The organism is Nostoc sp. (genome assembly GCF_036917315.1).
GTDB lineage: Bacteria > Cyanobacteriota > Cyanobacteriia > Cyanobacteriales > Nostocaceae > Nostoc.
Window position 1 is genome coordinate 77,760 of record NZ_JBALDR010000050.1, and the last position, 18,278, is coordinate 96,037.

Annotated in this window: 15 protein-coding genes; 12 read left to right on the top strand and 3 right to left on the bottom strand. The window is 43.3% G+C overall.

Annotated features, from left to right (window positions below):
* Nucleotides 1-69: 69 nt before the first annotated feature.
* Nucleotides 70-423 (bottom strand): hypothetical protein, encoded by a 354-nt coding sequence (locus tag V7K84_RS23740; protein ID WP_094350627.1) that lies wholly within the window; start codon nucleotides 421-423, stop codon nucleotides 70-72.
* Between the two features lie 314 nt (nucleotides 424-737).
* On the opposite strand from V7K84_RS23740, the gene V7K84_RS23745 reads away from it, so the two are divergent.
* From V7K84_RS23745 to V7K84_RS23765, 5 genes are all read left to right on the top strand, one after another.
* Entirely contained in the window at nucleotides 738-1,256 is a 519-nt protein-coding gene (locus tag V7K84_RS23745; RefSeq protein WP_334841647.1) for a hypothetical protein, read from the top strand.
* A 135-nt stretch (nucleotides 1,257-1,391) separates the two neighbouring features.
* Nucleotides 1,392-2,546 (top strand): NAD-dependent epimerase/dehydratase family protein, encoded by a 1,155-nt coding sequence (locus V7K84_RS23750; RefSeq protein WP_334841847.1) that lies wholly within the window; start codon nucleotides 1,392-1,394, stop codon nucleotides 2,544-2,546.
* A 12-nt stretch (nucleotides 2,547-2,558) separates the two neighbouring features.
* Entirely contained in the window at nucleotides 2,559-3,203 is a 645-nt protein-coding gene (locus V7K84_RS23755; protein ID WP_334841649.1) for a DUF4291 domain-containing protein, read from the top strand.
* A gap of 6 nt (nucleotides 3,204-3,209) precedes the next feature.
* Nucleotides 3,210-4,340, top strand: a complete 1,131-nt coding sequence (locus V7K84_RS23760; RefSeq protein ID WP_334841651.1) for a glycosyltransferase family 4 protein — start codon at nucleotides 3,210-3,212, stop codon at nucleotides 4,338-4,340.
* A gap of 171 nt (nucleotides 4,341-4,511) precedes the next feature.
* Nucleotides 4,512-7,112 carry a GAF domain-containing protein gene (locus V7K84_RS23765; RefSeq protein ID WP_334841653.1) on the top strand — a complete coding sequence of 867 codons (2,601 nt, stop codon included), beginning with the start codon at nucleotides 4,512-4,514 and terminating at the stop codon, nucleotides 7,110-7,112.
* 127 nt (nucleotides 7,113-7,239) lie between these two features.
* Here the strand turns inward: V7K84_RS23765 and V7K84_RS23770 are convergent, their stop codons facing one another.
* Nucleotides 7,240-7,515: a DUF7219 family protein gene (locus V7K84_RS23770; protein WP_334841654.1), complete on the bottom strand. Its 276-nt coding sequence runs from the start codon at nucleotides 7,513-7,515 to the stop codon at nucleotides 7,240-7,242.
* A 640-nt stretch (nucleotides 7,516-8,155) separates the two neighbouring features.
* On the opposite strand from V7K84_RS23770, the gene purC reads away from it, so the two are divergent.
* The 7 genes from purC to V7K84_RS23805 all read left to right on the top strand — a co-directional run bounded on the left by purC (nucleotide 8,156) and on the right by V7K84_RS23805 (nucleotide 17,166).
* Nucleotides 8,156-8,893 (top strand): phosphoribosylaminoimidazolesuccinocarboxamide synthase, encoded by a 738-nt coding sequence (purC, locus tag V7K84_RS23775; RefSeq protein WP_194046456.1) that lies wholly within the window; start codon nucleotides 8,156-8,158, stop codon nucleotides 8,891-8,893.
* 182 nt (nucleotides 8,894-9,075) lie between these two features.
* Nucleotides 9,076-11,619 carry a BamA/TamA family outer membrane protein gene (locus tag V7K84_RS23780; protein WP_334841656.1) on the top strand — a complete coding sequence of 848 codons (2,544 nt, stop codon included), beginning with the start codon at nucleotides 9,076-9,078 and terminating at the stop codon, nucleotides 11,617-11,619.
* Between the two features lie 232 nt (nucleotides 11,620-11,851).
* A complete protein-coding gene (gene lpxC, locus V7K84_RS23785; RefSeq protein ID WP_334841658.1) occupies nucleotides 11,852-12,697 on the top strand; it encodes a UDP-3-O-acyl-N-acetylglucosamine deacetylase in 846 nt (281 codons plus the stop codon).
* 80 nt (nucleotides 12,698-12,777) lie between these two features.
* Complete coding sequence (gene fabZ, locus V7K84_RS23790; protein WP_334841660.1) at nucleotides 12,778-13,308, top strand: 3-hydroxyacyl-ACP dehydratase FabZ; 531 nt, start codon at nucleotides 12,778-12,780, stop codon at nucleotides 13,306-13,308.
* Between the two features lie 311 nt (nucleotides 13,309-13,619).
* Complete coding sequence (lpxA, locus tag V7K84_RS23795; RefSeq protein ID WP_289797906.1) at nucleotides 13,620-14,438, top strand: acyl-ACP--UDP-N-acetylglucosamine O-acyltransferase; 819 nt, start codon at nucleotides 13,620-13,622, stop codon at nucleotides 14,436-14,438.
* A gap of 133 nt (nucleotides 14,439-14,571) precedes the next feature.
* Nucleotides 14,572-15,738 carry a lipid-A-disaccharide synthase gene (gene lpxB / locus V7K84_RS23800; RefSeq protein WP_334841663.1) on the top strand — a complete coding sequence of 389 codons (1,167 nt, stop codon included), beginning with the start codon at nucleotides 14,572-14,574 and terminating at the stop codon, nucleotides 15,736-15,738.
* 162 nt (nucleotides 15,739-15,900) lie between these two features.
* Nucleotides 15,901-17,166: a DNA cytosine methyltransferase gene (locus V7K84_RS23805; RefSeq protein WP_334841849.1), complete on the top strand. Its 1,266-nt coding sequence runs from the start codon at nucleotides 15,901-15,903 to the stop codon at nucleotides 17,164-17,166.
* 34 nt (nucleotides 17,167-17,200) lie between these two features.
* Here V7K84_RS23805 and V7K84_RS23810 read toward each other — a convergent pair whose 3' ends face one another.
* Entirely contained in the window at nucleotides 17,201-18,166 is a 966-nt protein-coding gene (locus tag V7K84_RS23810; RefSeq protein WP_334841665.1) for an aldo/keto reductase, read from the bottom strand.
* Nucleotides 18,167-18,278 lie beyond the last annotated feature (112 nt).

Genomic DNA, 18,278 nt, shown 5'->3' on the forward strand with positions numbered 1-18,278 from the left:
TACTTGAGACCTTATAGAGACAGTAGAGACATTGCTTCTGGTAAAGACAACCAAATCATGAATATCTATCTAGCAAGGAACTAACTCTTCCTCGCCCTTGGGATTGGTTTCATCTTCATCCATCTCATCAATAGAAAGATGCTCTTGACCAACTACTCCTGGTTGATTGCCTAAAGTAACCAGTTCCCCATCACGTAATACTAGTGAGCTATCACAAGTCGGGCATGAATAAACTCTATGAGTCCGCCCATAACTAGAATCTTCTAACTCGTCAACTAATTCTTGATTAGACAGGTAAAAACCAAGGGCACGCTCGGCAAGTTCTGACATTGGCTCGGAATCGATTGCTGAACGAATCTTCAGTTTTCTGTGCAACTCTGACGATAAATACAAAGTGACCTTTTGCTTAGTTTGCGTTTGCATATAACTCTTTAACGGTCTTACCCGGGTATGTATATCAAGTTATCGGTTCTTCTATTGGTTGTCAAGATAGTAAAACGTTTTAACGTCACTTTCGTTACTTTTATTTACAATTGGGTTTACTTGCACCATAATATTTGATGGTTTATGGTTCATCACTAGTGGCTCTAGCCCTTGAAATTGAGCGATTTATCGCTCACTACGAATCTCTTAAAATTGATGTGGCAGACGAGTAGTTAGCTGATTGAGAATAGTGCAATATCAGAGTTTCTGGTATTTCTATAAAATCAGTAACTTTGGCAAAATGTGTGATGTACATGGCTACTGCTAATAAAATCTCTAGTTTGGGGCGAAGAATTTATCGGTTTGCCGCCAGCATTAGCGGAGTCATTGCCCTGTTAATCATGCTGTCGGGTTGTACAGCAAATGATTTTAACGCCGGGGCGATCGCCTGGAAAACTTATAGCAACTCTCGTTATGGCTTTGAATTTCCATATCCGAGTAATTGGACTTCTTTAGCAGCCTCAGAAAATGGTGATGGAATTGCGTTTATTTCACCACAAAATAACTCCGTGGAAATTCGGGGGTGGGCAAGTCAGCAGCTGCCAAACGATCCAGAGTCAGTGAAAAAGATAAAATCCAACTTTCAGACCGCTCAAGGGGTAGCTGGGGTACTCCTTGTAGAAGTCGAACAAGGAGTAAGTTCGATGACACTGACGCTAACTCAGAGTCAAGTGAAATACCATTTACAGGGACGGAGTAAGAGCCAAGAATTTCAAAATTACTATCGTTTGTTTTATTACATTGCCCAGCAGTATCGCATTCCGAAGTCCTGAGTGAGGAGAATTCCCTTCATTTTCCCCATTTTCCCCTGTTCGCTGCTCTCTAAATCCATATCTCTCCCAGAATGATGATTGAGAGGGTACAGAAACCTGATAGATTTAGCTATCAGCGAGTAAAAACTGGTGAAGATGAAAGTCCTGGTTATTGGTGGTGATGGATATTGCGGTTGGGCAACTGCTCTTTACCTTTCCAATCGAGGTTATGAAGTTGGAATTTTAGATAGTTTGGTGCGGCGGCATTGGGATAATGAACTTGGTGTCGAAACTCTCACTCCGATCGCACTAATTCAACAACGTCTCCAGCGCTGGCAAGATTTGACGGGTAAATCGATCGACTTGTTCATCGGCGATATTACAAATTACGAGTTTCTCCATAAAACATTACAGCAATTTCAGCCAAATGCTCTGGTGCATTTTGGCGAACAGCGTTCGGCCCCATTTTCCATGATTGACCGAGAACATGCAGTTGTTACCCAGGTCAATAATGTAGTTGGGACGTTGAACTTGCTGTACGCCATGCGGGAAGATTTCCCCGACTGTCATTTGGTGAAGCTGGGGACGATGGGCGAATACGGTACACCCAATATCGACATCGAAGAAGGGTATATCACCATTGAACACAATGGACGCAAGGATACCCTACCTTATCCCAAGCAACCCGGTTCGATGTACCATTTAAGCAAAGTTCATGATAGTCATAACATCCACTTTGCTTGCCGGATTTGGGGATTGCGGGCAACTGATTTAAATCAGGGTGTAGTTTATGGTGTCTTAACCGAAGAAACGGGGATAGACGAACTATTGATTAATCGACTGGATTACGATGGTGTGTTTGGTACTGCACTAAACCGCTTTTGTATTCAAGCAGCTATTGGACATCCGTTAACTGTCTACGGTAAAGGTGGACAAACTCGCGGATTTTTGGATATTCGGGATACAGTACGATGTGTGGAATTAGCGATCGCTAACCCTGCCGAAGCTGGTGAATTCCGCGTATTTAACCAATTTACCGAACAATTTAGCGTCGCCGATTTGGCATTGATGGTGAAAAAAGCTGGTAACGCTATCGGATTGAACGTAGAAATCAATCATTTAGATAATCCCAGAGTTGAAAAAGAAGAACATTACTTCAACGCTAAAAATACAAAATTGCTTGATTTAGGTTTGCAGCCTCACCTGCTCTCTGATTCTCTCCTCGATTCTCTGTTAAACTTTGCCATCAAATATCAGACACGAGTAGATCGCAAACAAATTCTGCCTAAAGTCTCTTGGCACAGAAATTAGGATAAACTCTGCGTGCGGCTAATAACAGAACCTTATTTAACTCAAGTCAGTAATTGGCCAAAAAATGGTCGTCATATATTAGCACAATATGACGACCATTCAATTGTTGTTTATCAGGCGTATCGTCCAGCTATTGGTAACTTCGCCGCCACCTACGGTTATTTTGGTGGTGAGTTTAGTTTTGACCGCATGAGTTGGATCAAAACTAACTTCCTCTGGATGATGTATCGTTCTGGATGGGGTACAAAAAGTGGGCAAGAGGTAGTGTTAGCTATTCGGATTAAGCGTTCGGCAATTGAAGAAATTTTAGCGGCGGCTGTTCATTCCAGCTATGTTCCAGAACTTTATCCCGATAAAAGTGCTTGGCAAAGAGCATTGAAGCAATCACAAGTTCGCCTACAATGGGACCCAGACCATCACCCATCTGGGACAAAATTAAAAAGACGCGCTATTCAGTTAGGGTTACGTGGTGAAGTACTAGCTGCTTACGCCAAAGATTGGATTGTCAACATTGAGGATATCTCGGACTTTGTACAAAAACAGAAGCAAAACATTAAATCTGACTGTGCAGAGTTGATTACACCACAGGAGAGGGTCTATTCTGTGTTTGATACCAAAACGCAAGCAAAGCTGAGATTATCTGCCTGGACTGAATAGTTTTTTATGAGAATTGCTCTATTTACCGAAACCTTTTTACCCAAGGTTGACGGCATTGTAACGCGCCTGCGTCACACTGTTGACCATTTACAGCGCAGTGGTAATCAAGTGTTGGTGATTGCCCCTGATGGAGGTATCACAGAACACAAAGGCGCTAAAGTTTACGGCGTTACTGGCTTTCCTCTGCCATTGTATCCAGAATTGAAAATGGCATTACCCCGCCCAGCCATTGGTTACGTCTTAGAAGAGTTTAAGCCAGATATTATTCATGTCGTGAATCCAGCCGTTTTGGGTTTGTCTGGTATATTTTATAGCAAAATCCTCAAAATCCCCTTGGTGGCCTCTTATCATACCCATTTACCCCAATATCTCCAGCATTACGGCTTAGGTATGCTGGAAGGTTTTCTTTGGGAACTGCTGAAAGGCGCTCATAATCAAGCAGCTTTGAATCTGTGTACCTCCACAGCAATGGTGGAGGAATTGACTGCACATGGTATTGAACGTGTAGATTTATGGCAGCGTGGGGTGGATACGGAATTATTTCACCCAGATTTGGCTAGTGTAGAGATGCGATCGCGTCTATCGCAAAATCATCCAGAAAGTCCATTGCTACTTTATGTGGGGCGACTTTCGGCTGAAAAAGAAATTGAGCGTATCAAACCAATCTTAGAAGCAATTCCCGAAGCGCGGTTGGCATTGGTTGGAGATGGGCCGCACCGTCAAGCATTGCAAAAACACTTTGCTGGCACAAACACTTATTTTGTTGGCTATCTTATGGGGCAAGAGTTAGGTTCTGCCTTTGCGAGTGCTGATGCCTTTATCTTTCCTTCCCGTACAGAAACACTGGGTTTAGTACTACTAGAAGCGATGGCTGCTGGCTGTCCCGTGGTAGCAGCCCGTTCCGGGGGAATTCCTGATATTGTCACAGACGGCGTAAATGGATATCTTTTTGAGCCAACAGCAGATATTAAAGGAGCATTAGCTGCTACTGTTCGACTCTTAGAACAAAAACAACAACGAGACATCATCCGCCAAAATGCCCGCCAGGAAGCAGAAAGTTGGGGTTGGGCAGCTGCTACCAGGCAGCTACAAGATTACTATCAAAAGGTGATATTTTCTGAACAGTTGGCAAAATAAGGGAGTGGGGAGATGAGATAGCAGGGGAGGCAGGGGAAGAAGAATTAATAACCATGCCCTATGCCCAAAATCCAAAATTCCTATGACCGAAACAGACTCATGATACAAGCCCATTTATTTATGGGGATTATTAATTTTGAATTTTGAATTTTTAATTCGGAGCGAAGCGACGTGACACTCCCCAACTCTGGCAGCGTCTTGGCTACATTAACTGAACTGACTCAAGTTAATCGTGCTCACGCCCTATTGCGTCGCGTCAAAGACTTATCTGTTAATGAATTTGTTTGCTTACTCGACTTTATAACTGCTGAGTTCCAGCAATTTCTGAGAGCTATTGAACTGATCAATAATGAAGCTCTAGAAACTATGTTGGAGAAAGTATTAGAAGCTATCACACTCAAAATTGGTCAAATTCTCCAAGCAGAACATACAGCCATTTTTTTAGTTGATTATGACAAAGGTCAACTGTGGTCAAAAGTTCCTCAAGATAATACCCAAAAATTCTTAGAAATTCGCACTCCCATTACAGTGGGTATCCCTGGACATGTTGCTAGTACAGGTCAATACCTGAATATATCTGAAACTTATACTCATCCCCTATTTAGCCCAGAACTTGAAAAACAAATGGGCTATAAAATCCGTAATATTTTATGTATGCCCGTTATCAGTAGCAAAAACCAGACTGTAGCGGTAGTGCAACTAGCTAATAAAACCGGGAATGTTCCGTTTAATCATGATGATGAAGAACGTTTTCGAGACTTTGCGGCTTCAATTGGGATTATCCTGGAAAGCTGCCAATCCTTTTATGTAGCGGCTCGTAATCAAAGAGGCGCAACGGCTTTGTTGCGGGCAACTCAGACACTGGGGCAAAGTTTAGATTTAGAAGCGACTTTGCAGATAGTCATGGAACAAGCTCGAATTTTAATGCAAGCAGACCGCAGCACACTGTTTTTATATCGTAAAGAGCTAAACGAACTCTGGACGAAAGTTGCAGTGGCAGCAGATGGCACAAACTTGATAGAAATTCGCATTCCTGCTAACCGTGGCATTGCTGGATATGTAGCTTCCACTGGTGAGGCCTTAAATATTTCCGATGTTTATAAAGACCCCCGCTTTGACCCGACTATAGATAAAAAAACTGGTTATATAACTCGCAATATCCTGTGTTTACCAGTATTTAATTCTGCAAATGAATTGATTGGTGTTACACAATTAATTAATAAGCAACAAAACAGTTTTACTGCTTCTGATGAAGAGTTTATGCGAGCTTTTAATAATCAGGCAGGAATTGCTTTAGAAAATGCTCGGCTGTTTGAAAATGTGCTGTTAGAAAAACAGTATCAAAAAGATATTTTACAAAGTCTGTCAGATGCTGTGATTTCTACAGATATGGCAGGACAGATTGTCACGATTAATGATGCAGCCCTAGAGTTGCTGGGTTGTCCGATAAAAGACGCTAATAGTAAAAACAACAAGCTTTTGTGGGAACAAAATTTGATTGGTCGCCTAGTTTGGGAAGTTGTGCCAATTGAAAATCTCCAAATGCGACTAGAAGATAGTCTAAAAACTGGAGCTAAACATTATGTGCCAGAGCAAAGTTTGATGCTGGGACTTTACCAAGTGCTGAGTGAAAACCAGGACGGGCTAAACGCTCCGCTACCCTTAACAGGACTTAGGAATCAACACTCAATTTTAGCAGTGCGCGATCGCACTAACCCCGATATTTTTATTCCCTGGAATCAACCTCTGACTCCCCAATCTGAGTTTCTCACTTCTAATGAGGTACAAACATTAGAACGCAATATCAATCTTACTGTTAATCCTCTGACTAACCCAGAAGGCGGTGTCCGCGGTGGTTTGGTGGTCTTAGAAGACATTACTCAGGAAAAACGGATGAAAACTACCATGTCCCGTTACTTGACGCCCCATGTAGCTGAACAAGTTATGGCACTAGGGGAAGATGCTTTAATGGTAGGCGAACGGAAGGAAGTAACTATCTTGTTTTCTGATATCCGGGGCTATACAACACTTACGGAAAATCTCGGTGCAGCTGAGGTGGTATTGCTGCTCAATCAATATTTTGAAACGATGGTAGAGGCGGTTTTTAACCACGAAGGCACTCTCGATAAATTTATTGGTGATGCCTTAATGGCGGTATTTGGTGCGCCGCTACCCTTGACAGAAAATCATGCTTGGAGGGCTGTACAGTCAGCGTTAGATATGAGACGCCGCTTAGAGGAATTTAATCAACGGCGAATTATCCAGGCGCAGCCGCAAATTCGTATTGGCATTGGGATTAGTTCTGGGGATGTGGTTTCGGGTAATATTGGTTCTCGCAAACGGATGGATTACACCGTCATTGGAGATGGTGTAAATTTAAGTTCGCGCTTGGAAGCGGTAACTAAAGATTACGGTTGTGATATTGTTTTGAGTGAATTTACTTACCAATTGTGCAGCGATCGCATTTGGGTGCGCCAGTTAGATAAAATCCGAGTCAAAGGGAAACACCAGGCAGTTAATATCTACGAGTTAATTGGCGATCGCACTACTGAATTAGATGCCAACACTCAAGAGTTTTTATTTCATTATGCTACTGGACGCGCTGCTTATTTATCGCGTAACTTCTCACAAGCGATCGCTTGTTTCGAGTCCGCCAAATCTATCCAGCCCCAAGACCAAGCTGTTGATATCCACCTAGAGCGTGCGCGTAATTATCAACAAACGCCGCCTCCAGAGTCCTGGGATGGTATTTGGACAATGCTTACTAAGTAGTCATTGGTCATTGGTCATTGGTCACTTGTACTGAGCGTAGTCGTTGGCGCAGCCTCTCGAAGAGAAGTATTGGTCATTGGTCATTTGTCATTTGTTAGTTCCCAATGTCCCATACCCCATTCCCCATTCAATCTTTAGCCTCTCCCTGGTCATCTTGAAACGGAGCTTCGCCAATTCCTAGCTCTTTTTTTGAGCGTTTCAACTGTTTCCACAGTTCCTTTATTTGTTCGTAAGCTGCACCTGGAGGCACTTTTCCGCCTGTTTCTAAGTTGCAAATGTAACTTACCCGTTGAGCAAATTCCTGGAGATTTGCATTAAAAACCAAGTTTTCTGGCTTAACTTGACCGTAGTAGCGACCGCGAGGGAAGAGAAAATCATCCTTGTTCACTATTTTTTTCTCCATTTATTCAATTCACCTTATGTTTTGGTTTCTGAAGCTGAATTACTAGCTAACCTAATCTTTGCTTTTGTCAGATTGGGGTAAATTTAGATCGTCCAATTCCTTTTCCAATTGTTGATGCAGGAATTCGTTGATTCAGATTTTAAGGCTAGAGGATAAAGCTTGCAATCTTGTGTGTTATAAATATTACAAAAAACTTTCCGCCAAAGTAACTAGAGAGAACATTTGATTTTCCTCCTGGTTATCAATTTATCTCATCTTAATTTATGAAGTTGAAATTGTAATTAGCTTCAGTTGAAACCTTTTAAGTACAAATGATTATGACATATCAGTATGCCTAAGTAAATTATTTTATCAAAACAAATTAAAATTCTCATGTAAAAATACTTACGTGAATATACTAGATCGGAAAGCCAATTGTCCTCTGTTAAAAGTTAGAGATTTAGTTATAAATATTTGGCAACTGACTATTAAGCAGCGACCTAGAAGAGAAAATTGGTCTGGGCATTGGTAATTAATTATTTTAACCTGCCCCTGCTTCCTCTTAAATAATCACCAATGGCTAATAGTTAATAACTAAAGATAAAATGGTGAAGCCTCAAAGGACAATTTTTGTCCATCGCCTAAAACACTACCTGCCATCATGTCTGTTAATTCCAAGTTATACGAAGGCAAAGCAAAAATTCTTTATACAACGGACGATCCAGAAGTCTTGTTGGCTGATTTTAAAGATGATGCGACGGCGTTTAACGCCCAAAAGCGTGGCAACATCGAAGGGAAAGGAAAAATTAATTGTAGCATTTCTAGCCAGCTTTTTAAACAGTTGGAGGCCTATGGTATAAAGACTCACTTTATCGATAGTCCTGCCCCGAATCAAATGCGGGTGAGGGCAGTAAAGATTTTACCCTTAGAAGTGGTGATCAGAAATATTGCTGCTGGCAGTTTGTGTCAGCAAACAGGTTTACCAGTGGGTACAATTCTGAAACAGCCTTTGGTTGAGTTCTATTATAAAAACGATCAATTAGGAGATCCTTTGTTGACACGCGATCGCCTGTACCTGCTAGAACTAGCGACTGCGGAACAAGTAGACGCAATTACACATCTAGCATTGCAAATCAATGAATTTCTCAATAACTTTTGGCAGCGGTGTGGCATTACCCTAGTAGACTTCAAACTAGAGTTTGGTTTGGACTCACAACAGCAGTTGCTCTTGGCAGATGAAATTAGCCCCGACACCTGCCGTTTGTGGGATACCGCAGAAAAGGACTCAAACCGCCGGGTAATGGACAAAGATCGCTTTCGCCGAGACTTAGGAAATGTAGAGGATGCCTACCAGGAGGTTTTACAAAGAGTGCTAAAAGCAGTAGAAACTATAAGTTAACAGGTAAAAACCAAAAGGTAAGAAGGAATTATATTTAACTTTTGCCTTTTGCCTTTTGCCTTTTGCCTTGTAAAGTAAAAAAGCAAAAGAAAAAAATTATGTTTTGAGTTTTACCTTTGGGATAAGGGCATTATTGCCTTGTAATGGTGTGTGTGTGGTCGTGAAGAGGAATAATAAGTAAAATGCGTTTATCTCCCGTATTGCTGGCAGCAGTAGCAATTGCAGCCCCTTTGGGTGGCTCATTGAGTGCAAATGCAGAAACCGCCAACAGTTCAAAACAGACAACAGAAGTTTTGACACTAGAAACAAATCAGCAGCCAGAAAAGGACACTGGTCAGGTTAACTCTAGTAAAAGTCTAGAATCTCGACCTAAATCCACAGGAGTTATAGAGGCGGAGCGTCCCCAATCCCGCGTCGTCGCAATTTACCCTGCCAACCCAGCAGCGATCGCGAATCCAGAGGTAATTGTGCCAACCTCCACAACGCCAACAACTGCACAAACCCCTGAAATCAATCCCAGCCCTACTCAACAGCCGTCTCCGGCTCCAGACATTCCACCGCCAGAAATTCAAGAACCAACGCCTTCTCCAACTCCTGAGACCACTCCAGTTCCAGAAAATGTCAATCCACCGACAACGGAACCTTTATTACCCACAACTCCAGAACCATCAACCGCTCCAGAAATTCCCCCCCCAGCTAGTCAAGAAAGAACACCTGCGCCATTCCCAGGCACCACTCCAAGTCCCCAGAATGTTAACCCACCGACAACTCCGGGCAATACTCCATTCCCAGGCACTACTCCAAGTCCCCAGAATGTTAACCCACCGACAACTCCGGGTAATACTCAACCCAACACAGCCCCAGAAGCCAACGATCCCCGCGTACTGGTATCGGAAGTAGTAGTTAGATCCCAGGCAGGCCAACTATCACCAGAACTGGAAAGCCAAGTTTACAGAGTAATTCGTACCCAACCAGGACAAACAACCACCCGCAGCCAACTGCAAGAAGATATTAACGCCATCTTTGGTACTGGCTTCTTCTCCAATGTCCAAGCAGCGCCAGAAGACACCCCCTTGGGAGTGCGGGTGAGCTTTGTTGTGCAGCCTAACCCCGTTCTCAGTAAAGTAGAAGTGCAAGCCAATCCTGGAACTGGTGTCGCTTCTGTACTACCAGCTAATACTGTAGATGAAGTATTTAAAGAGCAGTATGGCAAAATTCTCAATTTGCGTGACTTGCAAGAAGGCATCAAGCAGTTAAACAAGCGGTATCAAGACCAAGGTTACGTCTTAGCCAACGTGATTGGAGCGCCACAAGTCTCTGAAAGCGGAGTTGTTACCTTACAAGTAGCAGAAGGGGTAGTAGAAAACATTAGAGTCCGGTTCCGCAATAAAGATGGTCAGGAAACAGACGAGAAAGGACAACCAATTCGCGGACGGACACAGGAGTACATCATTACCCGAGAAGTCGAGTTGAAGCCAGGACAAGTATTCAATCGCAACACAGTGCAAAAAGACCTACAGCGCGTGTATGGATTAGGACTGTTTGAAGATGTGAATGTGTCCCTTGACCCTGGTACCGACCCCAGTAAGGTGGATGTAGTAGTGAATGTAGCTGAACGCAGCAGCGGTTCTATTGCGGCTGGGGCTGGGATTAGCTCTGCTAGCGGACTTTTTGGAACAGTTAGCTATCAACAGCAAAACCTGAACGGTAGGAACCAAAAACTGGGGACAGAAATACAGGTAGGAGAACGGGAACTGCTGTTTGACGTGCGGTTTACCGATCCCTGGATCGCAGGAGATCCTTACCGGACTTCCTACACAACCAATATTTTCCGTCGCAGTTCTATTTCGTTGATTTTTGATGGTAAAGATGAAGATATTAGGACGTTTGATCCGGGTAATCCCAACGATGTAGATTCTCAGGATCGCCCCCGGATTCTCCGTGTAGGTGGTGGTGTCACCTTTACCCGTCCTTTGTCTGCCAATCCTTATAAAACTTCTGTCTGGACTGCCTCAGCGGGCTTACAGTATCAACGAGTTTCCGCCCGTGATGCTGATGGTAATCTGAGAAAAACAGGAGCGGTATTTGATGATGATACTGGAAACCGCCTCAGTGATGAAATTCCACTGACCCTCTCTAGCGGCGGTCAAGACGATTTACTACTGTTGCAAGTAGGGGCACAGCGCGATCTCCGTAATAACCCCCTGCAACCCACTAGTGGTTCTTATCTCCGCTTTGGAGTCGATCAGTCAGTCCCTGTGGGGCTAGGCAACATCTTCCTGACCAGATTCCGGGGTAGCTACAGCCAATATTTACCCATTAAGCTGATTCGCCTCAGCAAAGGGGCGCAAACCTTAGCATTTAACCTGCAAGCAGGAACCATCCTTGGAGACTTACCTCCCTACGAAGCTTTTACCCTTGGGGGTAGTAACTCCGTCCGGGGTTATGAAGAAGGAGCATTAGGTAGTGGACGCTCTTATGTGCAAGCATCAGTTGAGTATCGGTTTCCAGTTTTTTCAGTAGTTAGTGGGGCACTATTTTTTGATCTCGGTAGTGACCTGGGAACTAGTACTAGGGCTGCTGAAGTGTTGAACAAAAATGGCAGTGGCTTCGGCTATGGTCTTGGCGTTCGCGTCCAATCTCCACTGGGGCCGATTCGGATTGACTACGGTATCAACGATGATGGTGACAGTCGGATTAATTTCGGTATTGGCGAAAGATTTTAATTTGTCATTAGTCATTGGTCATTGGTCATTAGTGAATCACGAAGGACAACTGACAAAGGACAAAGGACAAAGGACAAATGACAATTAACTTTTCTGGATTAGCTTGCTAATTGTTACATTTACCTCAATACTGTTCCGATAAAGGGATTAATGACATTTTTCAGGGAATATCAGGGATTTTACCAAAACAGACGATGAACAATACTAAAGGAAATATATTAACTTTTCGGCTATGCGACAGCACACTCTAGCTGCCCAAATCACCCAAATAGGGGTGGGACTGCATAGCGGTGTGAATACCCAGGTGCGGATACTACCAGCCGAGGCGGGAAGTGGACGCTACTTTGTGCGGGTGGATTTACCGGATTTGCCAATAATTCCAGCCCAAGTTGCAGGAGTTAATCACACTGTTCTCTCGACTCAGTTGGGTAAGGGGGAGGTATATGTTCGCACGGTAGAACATTTGTTGGCAGCACTTTCGAGTATGGGTGTGGATAATGCCCGGATTGAAATTGATGGTTCAGAAGTTCCACTTTTAGATGGTTCAGCAAGTGTGTGGACAGCCAATATTGCCCAAGTTGGCTTAGTCTCACAAGCCGTTAACAACCAAGTTCCCTTAGCTATTACAGAACCAATATGGGTCTATCAAGGGGATGCCTTTGTATGTGCCCTCCCAGCACCAGAAACCCGCTTTAGTTACGGTATTGATTTTGACCTGCCTGCTATTGGCAATCAATGGCATAGTTGGTCGCTAACGGCTGAACTAGAAAACGCTTCTGCTAGCTTTGCTACGGAAATTGCTCCTGCGCGTACTTTTGGGTTACTGCATCAAATTGAACACTTACAAAAAACAGGGTTAATTAAAGGTGGCAGTTTGGATAATGCACTCGTTTGTGGGCCAGAAGGCTGGCTAAATCCACCATTGAGATTTGCAAATGAGCCAGTCCGTCATAAAATCTTGGATTTAGTAGGAGATTTGAGTTTACTAGGAACTTTTCCTCGTGCTCATTTTTTAGCGTATAAAGCCAGTCATAATTTACACATTCAACTGGCTCAAAGAATTTTAGATTCGATCTAAAGTTTGCATCCAGGATTATTAAGGCTTTGGATATACGCCTGCCTACTCAACTTTTAGATAAAAAATCAACTACACGCCCAATGTCAATCCTCACTGAAGTGAATACCATCGATACGACTACACCTACATCTACCGAACCACAGGGTATAAATGAGATTACAATCAGTTCTGAGATTAAAACAACTTTCACATCTGAAGAAATTCAGAAATTGCTACCCCATCGCTACCCATTTTTACTTGTAGACAAAATAATTGACTACGTTCCAGGTAAAAAAGCTGTTGGGGTTAAAAATGTCACTATCAACGAACCCCATTTTCCAGGACATTTCCCTGAACGTCCACTGATGCCAGGAGTGCTAATTGTTGAAGCAATGGCACAAGTTGGAGGCATTGTCCTAACTCAGATGTCTTCGGCAGAAGGCGGGCTGTTCGTCTTCGCTGGTATCGATAAAGTTCGCTTTCGTCGCCAGGTTGTGCCGGGGGATCAACTAGTAATGACGGTGGAACTGTTATGGGTAAAACAACGTCGTTTCGGTAAGATGCAAGGTCGTGCCGAAGTTGATGGTCAACTTGCTTGTGAAGGGGAATTAATGTTCTCTTTAGTTAGCTAAAAGTTTGCTTTCGTGGTGTGGGTATAGCCGTGAAATGCCCCTACTGAATCCTGAAACAGGATAACAGTTAAAAAATCCACAATAGCATCTGAATAATTTCTTGATTTTCGCCGCCCTCTCTACGAGACGCACTCACAAACACACTTAACTTGCTTTGCCCGACACTTTCGTTCACTGAAATATTTCACACTCAACAACGCCAGTCGCCTCAATGGGGCGGTAGTCGGTACAACTCTTTTAACCAGAGTAACGCGCTGCCTCAAAAACCCCGCCTGGCGCTGGATTATTAAGACAGTTCTGGAGATTCACCCTTGAAAACGCTAATTCATCCAACTGCTGTAATTCATCCGAAATCGGAACTCCACCATACAGTGCAAGTCGGTGCCTATGCTGTGATTGGAGCGCATGTCAAAGTGGGCCCTGAAACAATAATCGGTGCTCATGCAGTGCTAGAGGGGCCTTGTGAAATTGGGGCGCAAAATCAGATTTTTACAGGTGCAGCCATCGGCATGGAACCCCAGGATCTGAAGTTTGTAGGAGAACCAACCTGGGTCAAAATTGGTGATAACAACTTGATTCGTGAGTACGTTACGATTAACCGCGCGACCGGTGCTGGTGAAGCGACCATAATTGGTGACGGTAATCTGTTGATGGCTTATGTCCATGTGGCTCATAACTGCGTCATTGAAGACCAAGTAGTGATTGCTAACTCTGTGGCGTTGGCTGGTCATGTCCATATAGAATCACGCGCTAGACTCAGTGGAGTTTTAGGTGTCCATCAATTTGTGCATATTGGTAGACAAGCAATGGTGGGAGGTATGGCACGTATTGACCGCGATGTGGCCCCATATATGCTAGTGGAGGGAAATCCAGCGCGGGTGCGAACCCTCAATCTTGTCGGACTCAAACGGTCTGGTATGGACTCAGCAGATTTGCTTATGCTGAAAAAAGCCTTCCGCATTCTCTACCGTTCTAATTTGTCTTTTAAGGATGCTTTGGAACAGTTGGAATTGTTAGGAGATAGCGAAGAATTGCAGCATCTGCGACGCTTCCTGCTACTTTCTCAGATGCCTGGAAGACGTGGCTTGATTCCCAGTAAAGGGAAAAAAGGCGCAAGTGATGAATCGTGAATTAGGAGTTAGGAGTTAGGAGTTATGAGTTATGAGTTGATAAATTAAATTTTTTAACTCTTTACTCCTCATTCCTAACTCTTCACTTTTAACTCCTCACTTTTAATTCCTAACTCCTAACTTTAATTATCAAATGCGGATATTTATCAGCACTGGCGAAGTATCTGGCGATTTACAAGGGTCGCTACTAATTTCAGCGCTGAAGCGTCAAGCTGTGGCGATTGGGTTGGAATTAGAGATTGTGGCACTGGGTGGCGAAAAAATGGTAGAGGCTGGGGCAACTCTGTTGGGAAATACCAGTAGTATTGGCTCAATGGGTATTCTAGAAGGGCTGCCTTATGTTTTACCGACTCTTCAGGTGCAACGTCAGGCGATCGCTTCCTTAAAGCAAAATCCACCTGACTTGGTAGTGCTGATCGATTATATGACTCCCAATCTGGAAATTGGGACTTATATGAAACAGCATCTACCAGATGTGCCTGTGGTATATTACATTGCTCCCCAAGAGTGGGCTTGGTCAATAAGTTTGCGGAGAACTAACCGGATTGTTGGTTTTACAGATAAGCTGTTGGCAATCTTTCCACAAGAAGCCCGTTACTTTCGCGAGAAAGGCGCAAAAGTTAGTTGGGTGGGACATCCTTTGGTTGACCGAATGCAAGATGCTCCTAGTCGGGAAGCAGCTCGTGCAACATTAGGGATTGCACCAGAAGAAATTGCGATCGCACTCCTCCCCGCCTCTCGCCGCCAAGAACTAAAATATCTTTTACCAATTATTTTTCAAGCTGCCCAAACTATTCAAGCTAAATTACCTGAAGTTCGTTTCTGGATTCCCTTATCGCTGGAAGTCTATAGACAACCAATCGAGGAGGCTATTGAGCGTTACGGTTTGCGGGCGACAGTTATATCAGGTCAACAAATGGAAGTTTTTGCCGCAGTTGATTTTGCTATTAGCAAATCTGGTACTGTCAACCTAGAACTTGCTTTGTTAAATGTGCCACAGGTTGTAGTTTATCGCCTCAGTCGTTTGACTGCTTGGATAGCTCGTAAAATTCTCAAAGGTTCAATAACCTTCGCATCGCCACCTAATTTAGTTGTGATGAAGCCGATTGTGCCAGAATTTTTACAAGAGCAAGCCACAGCAGAAAATATTACCCAAGCAGCGATGGAACTGCTACTCAATCCCAGTCGCAGAGAGCAAACTTTGCTAGATTATGAAGAAATGCGGCAAAGTTTGGGAGAAGTTGGGGTTTGCGATCGCGCTGCTCAAGAAATTTTGCAAATGCGACTAAATAATTCGTAATTCGTAGTTCGTAATTCGTAATTAAAAATAGAGAATCAATCAGTTTATTTATGAGTAAAATTAAGTGCGAACCACCTATTTTTGCCGAAACCCGCATTTATCCATAGGGTAATTACGAATTACGAATTACGAATTATTAATTACGAATTAGATTGGGGTGTCATGGCTTATGAGATGAAAAAACAAAGAGCGATCGCAGTTGACTTATTCGCTGGTGCGGGCGGTATGACTCTTGGCTTTGAGCAAGCTGGTTTTGATGTGCTGGCGTCTGTGGAAATCGACCCGATCCATTGTGCAACACATGAGTTTAACTTCCCTTATTGCTCAGTGTTATGTAAAAGTGTTGTGGATACAACCGGGGAAGAAATTAGGAATCGATCTAAGATTGGCGATCGCGATATTGATGTGGTAATTTGTGGTTCCCCATGTCAAGGATTTTCCCTAATTGGTAAACGGGCTGTTGACGATCCTCGAAACTCTTTGGTGTTTCACTTTCATCGACTGGTTTTTGAACTAAAACCGAAATTCTTTGTGATGGAAAATGTCCGGGGGATAACGGTTGGCGAACATAAACAAATCCTCCAAACATTAATTAGCGAGTTTAGAATTCACGGCTATAAAGTAGAAGAAAATTATAAAATTCTCAATGCTGCAAATTACGGAGTACCACAGTCCCGTGAAAGATTATTTCTCATAGGTGCAAGGGAGGATGTAGAATTACCGAAATATCCTCAGCCGATTACTAAACAAGCATTACCAAATAATTTAAATTCTAAAAAAATATCTGACATTCCATCGAGTCCTACAGTATGGGATGCAATTGGAGATTTACCTAAAATAGAAAAATATCCAGAGTTACTAACAAGAGATTGGGTTGTTGCAGACTATGAAAAGCCTAGTAACTATGCTCTTGTACTTCGCGGTATCAAATGCCTAAATGATGATTATTCTTACAAACGAGAATATGATTTGCGAATACTTTCTTCAAGTTTAAGAACAAAACATTCTGCGGAAACTGTTAAACGTTTTCAGGAGACTCAACAAGGCGAAAGAGAAAAAATTAGTCGTTTTCATAAGTTACATCCTGCTGGTGTCTGTAATACTTTAAGAGCCGGAACAGATAAGTACAGGGGTTCCTTCACATCTCCTAGACCGATTCATCCATCTACGCCGCGCTGTATCACCGTCAGGGAAGCGGCGAGATTGCATTCTTACCCCGATTGGTTTAGATTTCATGTAACCAAATGGCACGGATTTCGACAAGTTGGTAACTCTGTACCACCGTTATTAGCAAAGGCTGTGGCGTCAGAAATTATTCGCAGTTTGAATATTTCGCCTTTTAAGCCGAGTTTGAGATACAAGTTGCCAGAAGAGAAGCTATTACAATTTAATATGTCGCAAGCGGCACAATATTATCAGCGGGACTGATAAGAATACACTTTGTAATATGTGCAAGGTTAGGCTAAGTCCAAGCACGGAAGAATGTACTATCTTCCCAGACATTAGCAGCCCGTTGAGCGATCGCTGTCAATTCTGGCTCCTTCAGGGGTACAAAAGCCCGCGCTATCTTGACATTATTCTCTAATTGTGGAACTGTCTGTGCTGCGATCGCGCAACAATGAACCCCAGGCTGAGATAGTGTGTAACCTAAAGCTTCTTCCATACCTGTCAACGCACCTGATTTAAACAGCCGACCATAAGCCAGGACTTTCATCGCAATCACACCAACATTTTTTTCTTGAGCAACTGGTAGAACCACTGGAATAAATGGACGTGGGTGGTGTTTGTCGGCGGCATTTACAGGTATGAGTGTAGTGTGGAAAGGATAGCGACGTAACCCTTCAGCAATTACTTGAGGGTCGTGATGTCCGGTGATCCCAGCAAAGCGTACCAATTTTTGTTCTATGGCTTCTTCTAAAGCTTTAATTGCACCAGATGGACTAAAGATGGTGTCGAGTTCTTCAGAAAAAGATACGCGATGCAACTGCCATAAATCGAGATAATCTGTATTGAGACGTTTAAGCGATCGCTCCAATTCTCGCCATGCACCATCCCGATCTCTTTGATCGGTCTTGCTTGCTAGAAAAAGCTTTGAGCGATGGGGTGGTAGCACTTTGCCTAAATAATCTTCACTCGGCCCATAACTAGCTGCTGTATCAAAGTAGCGAATGCCGAGTTCCAGCGCTCTTTGAACAATCGCTATCGCATCACCCTCTTTTCCTTCGCCACCGGATAGTGGCATTTGTCCTGCTCCAAACCCGAAGATAGGCAGATTTACTTGCGTGCGTCCCAGTAACCGTTCTGGGATAGTTGCTGGCGGTGTGGCGGTGTTGGTAGTATTTTGCTCAAAAGCATTAGTTGCCACAATACCTCCAGTTATAGCAATGCTGGTAATTAGGAAATTACGCCGCGTTTTTCCTTCTGTCATGATTGGCTTCGGGAGCGAAATAACTTTTATTATAAAATTTTAGCTAGGGAGAATTAACCGGATATCCCTCTAAAGGATAAATCCATCACATTTCATCAGGATCGGTAAAAAT

Coding starts and splice junctions, on each gene's coding strand:
- V7K84_RS23740 (WP_094350627.1), bottom strand. CDS start 423: ATGCAAACGCAAACTAAGCAAAAGGTCACTTTGTATTTATCGTCAGAG.
- V7K84_RS23745 (WP_334841647.1), top strand. CDS start 738: ATGGCTACTGCTAATAAAATCTCTAGTTTGGGGCGAAGAATTTATCGG.
- V7K84_RS23750 (WP_334841847.1), top strand. CDS start 1,392: ATGAAAGTCCTGGTTATTGGTGGTGATGGATATTGCGGTTGGGCAACT.
- V7K84_RS23760 (WP_334841651.1), top strand. CDS start 3,210: ATGAGAATTGCTCTATTTACCGAAACCTTTTTACCCAAGGTTGACGGC.
- V7K84_RS23770 (WP_334841654.1), bottom strand. CDS start 7,515: ATGGAGAAAAAAATAGTGAACAAGGATGATTTTCTCTTCCCTCGCGGT.
- purC (WP_194046456.1), top strand. CDS start 8,156: ATGTCTGTTAATTCCAAGTTATACGAAGGCAAAGCAAAAATTCTTTAT.
- V7K84_RS23780 (WP_334841656.1), top strand. CDS start 9,076: ATGCGTTTATCTCCCGTATTGCTGGCAGCAGTAGCAATTGCAGCCCCT.
- lpxC (WP_334841658.1), top strand. CDS start 11,852: ATGCGACAGCACACTCTAGCTGCCCAAATCACCCAAATAGGGGTGGGA.
- fabZ (WP_334841660.1), top strand. CDS start 12,778: ATGTCAATCCTCACTGAAGTGAATACCATCGATACGACTACACCTACA.
- lpxB (WP_334841663.1), top strand. CDS start 14,572: ATGCGGATATTTATCAGCACTGGCGAAGTATCTGGCGATTTACAAGGG.
- V7K84_RS23805 (WP_334841849.1), top strand. CDS start 15,901: ATGGCTTATGAGATGAAAAAACAAAGAGCGATCGCAGTTGACTTATTC.
- V7K84_RS23810 (WP_334841665.1), bottom strand. CDS start 18,166: ATGACAGAAGGAAAAACGCGGCGTAATTTCCTAATTACCAGCATTGCT.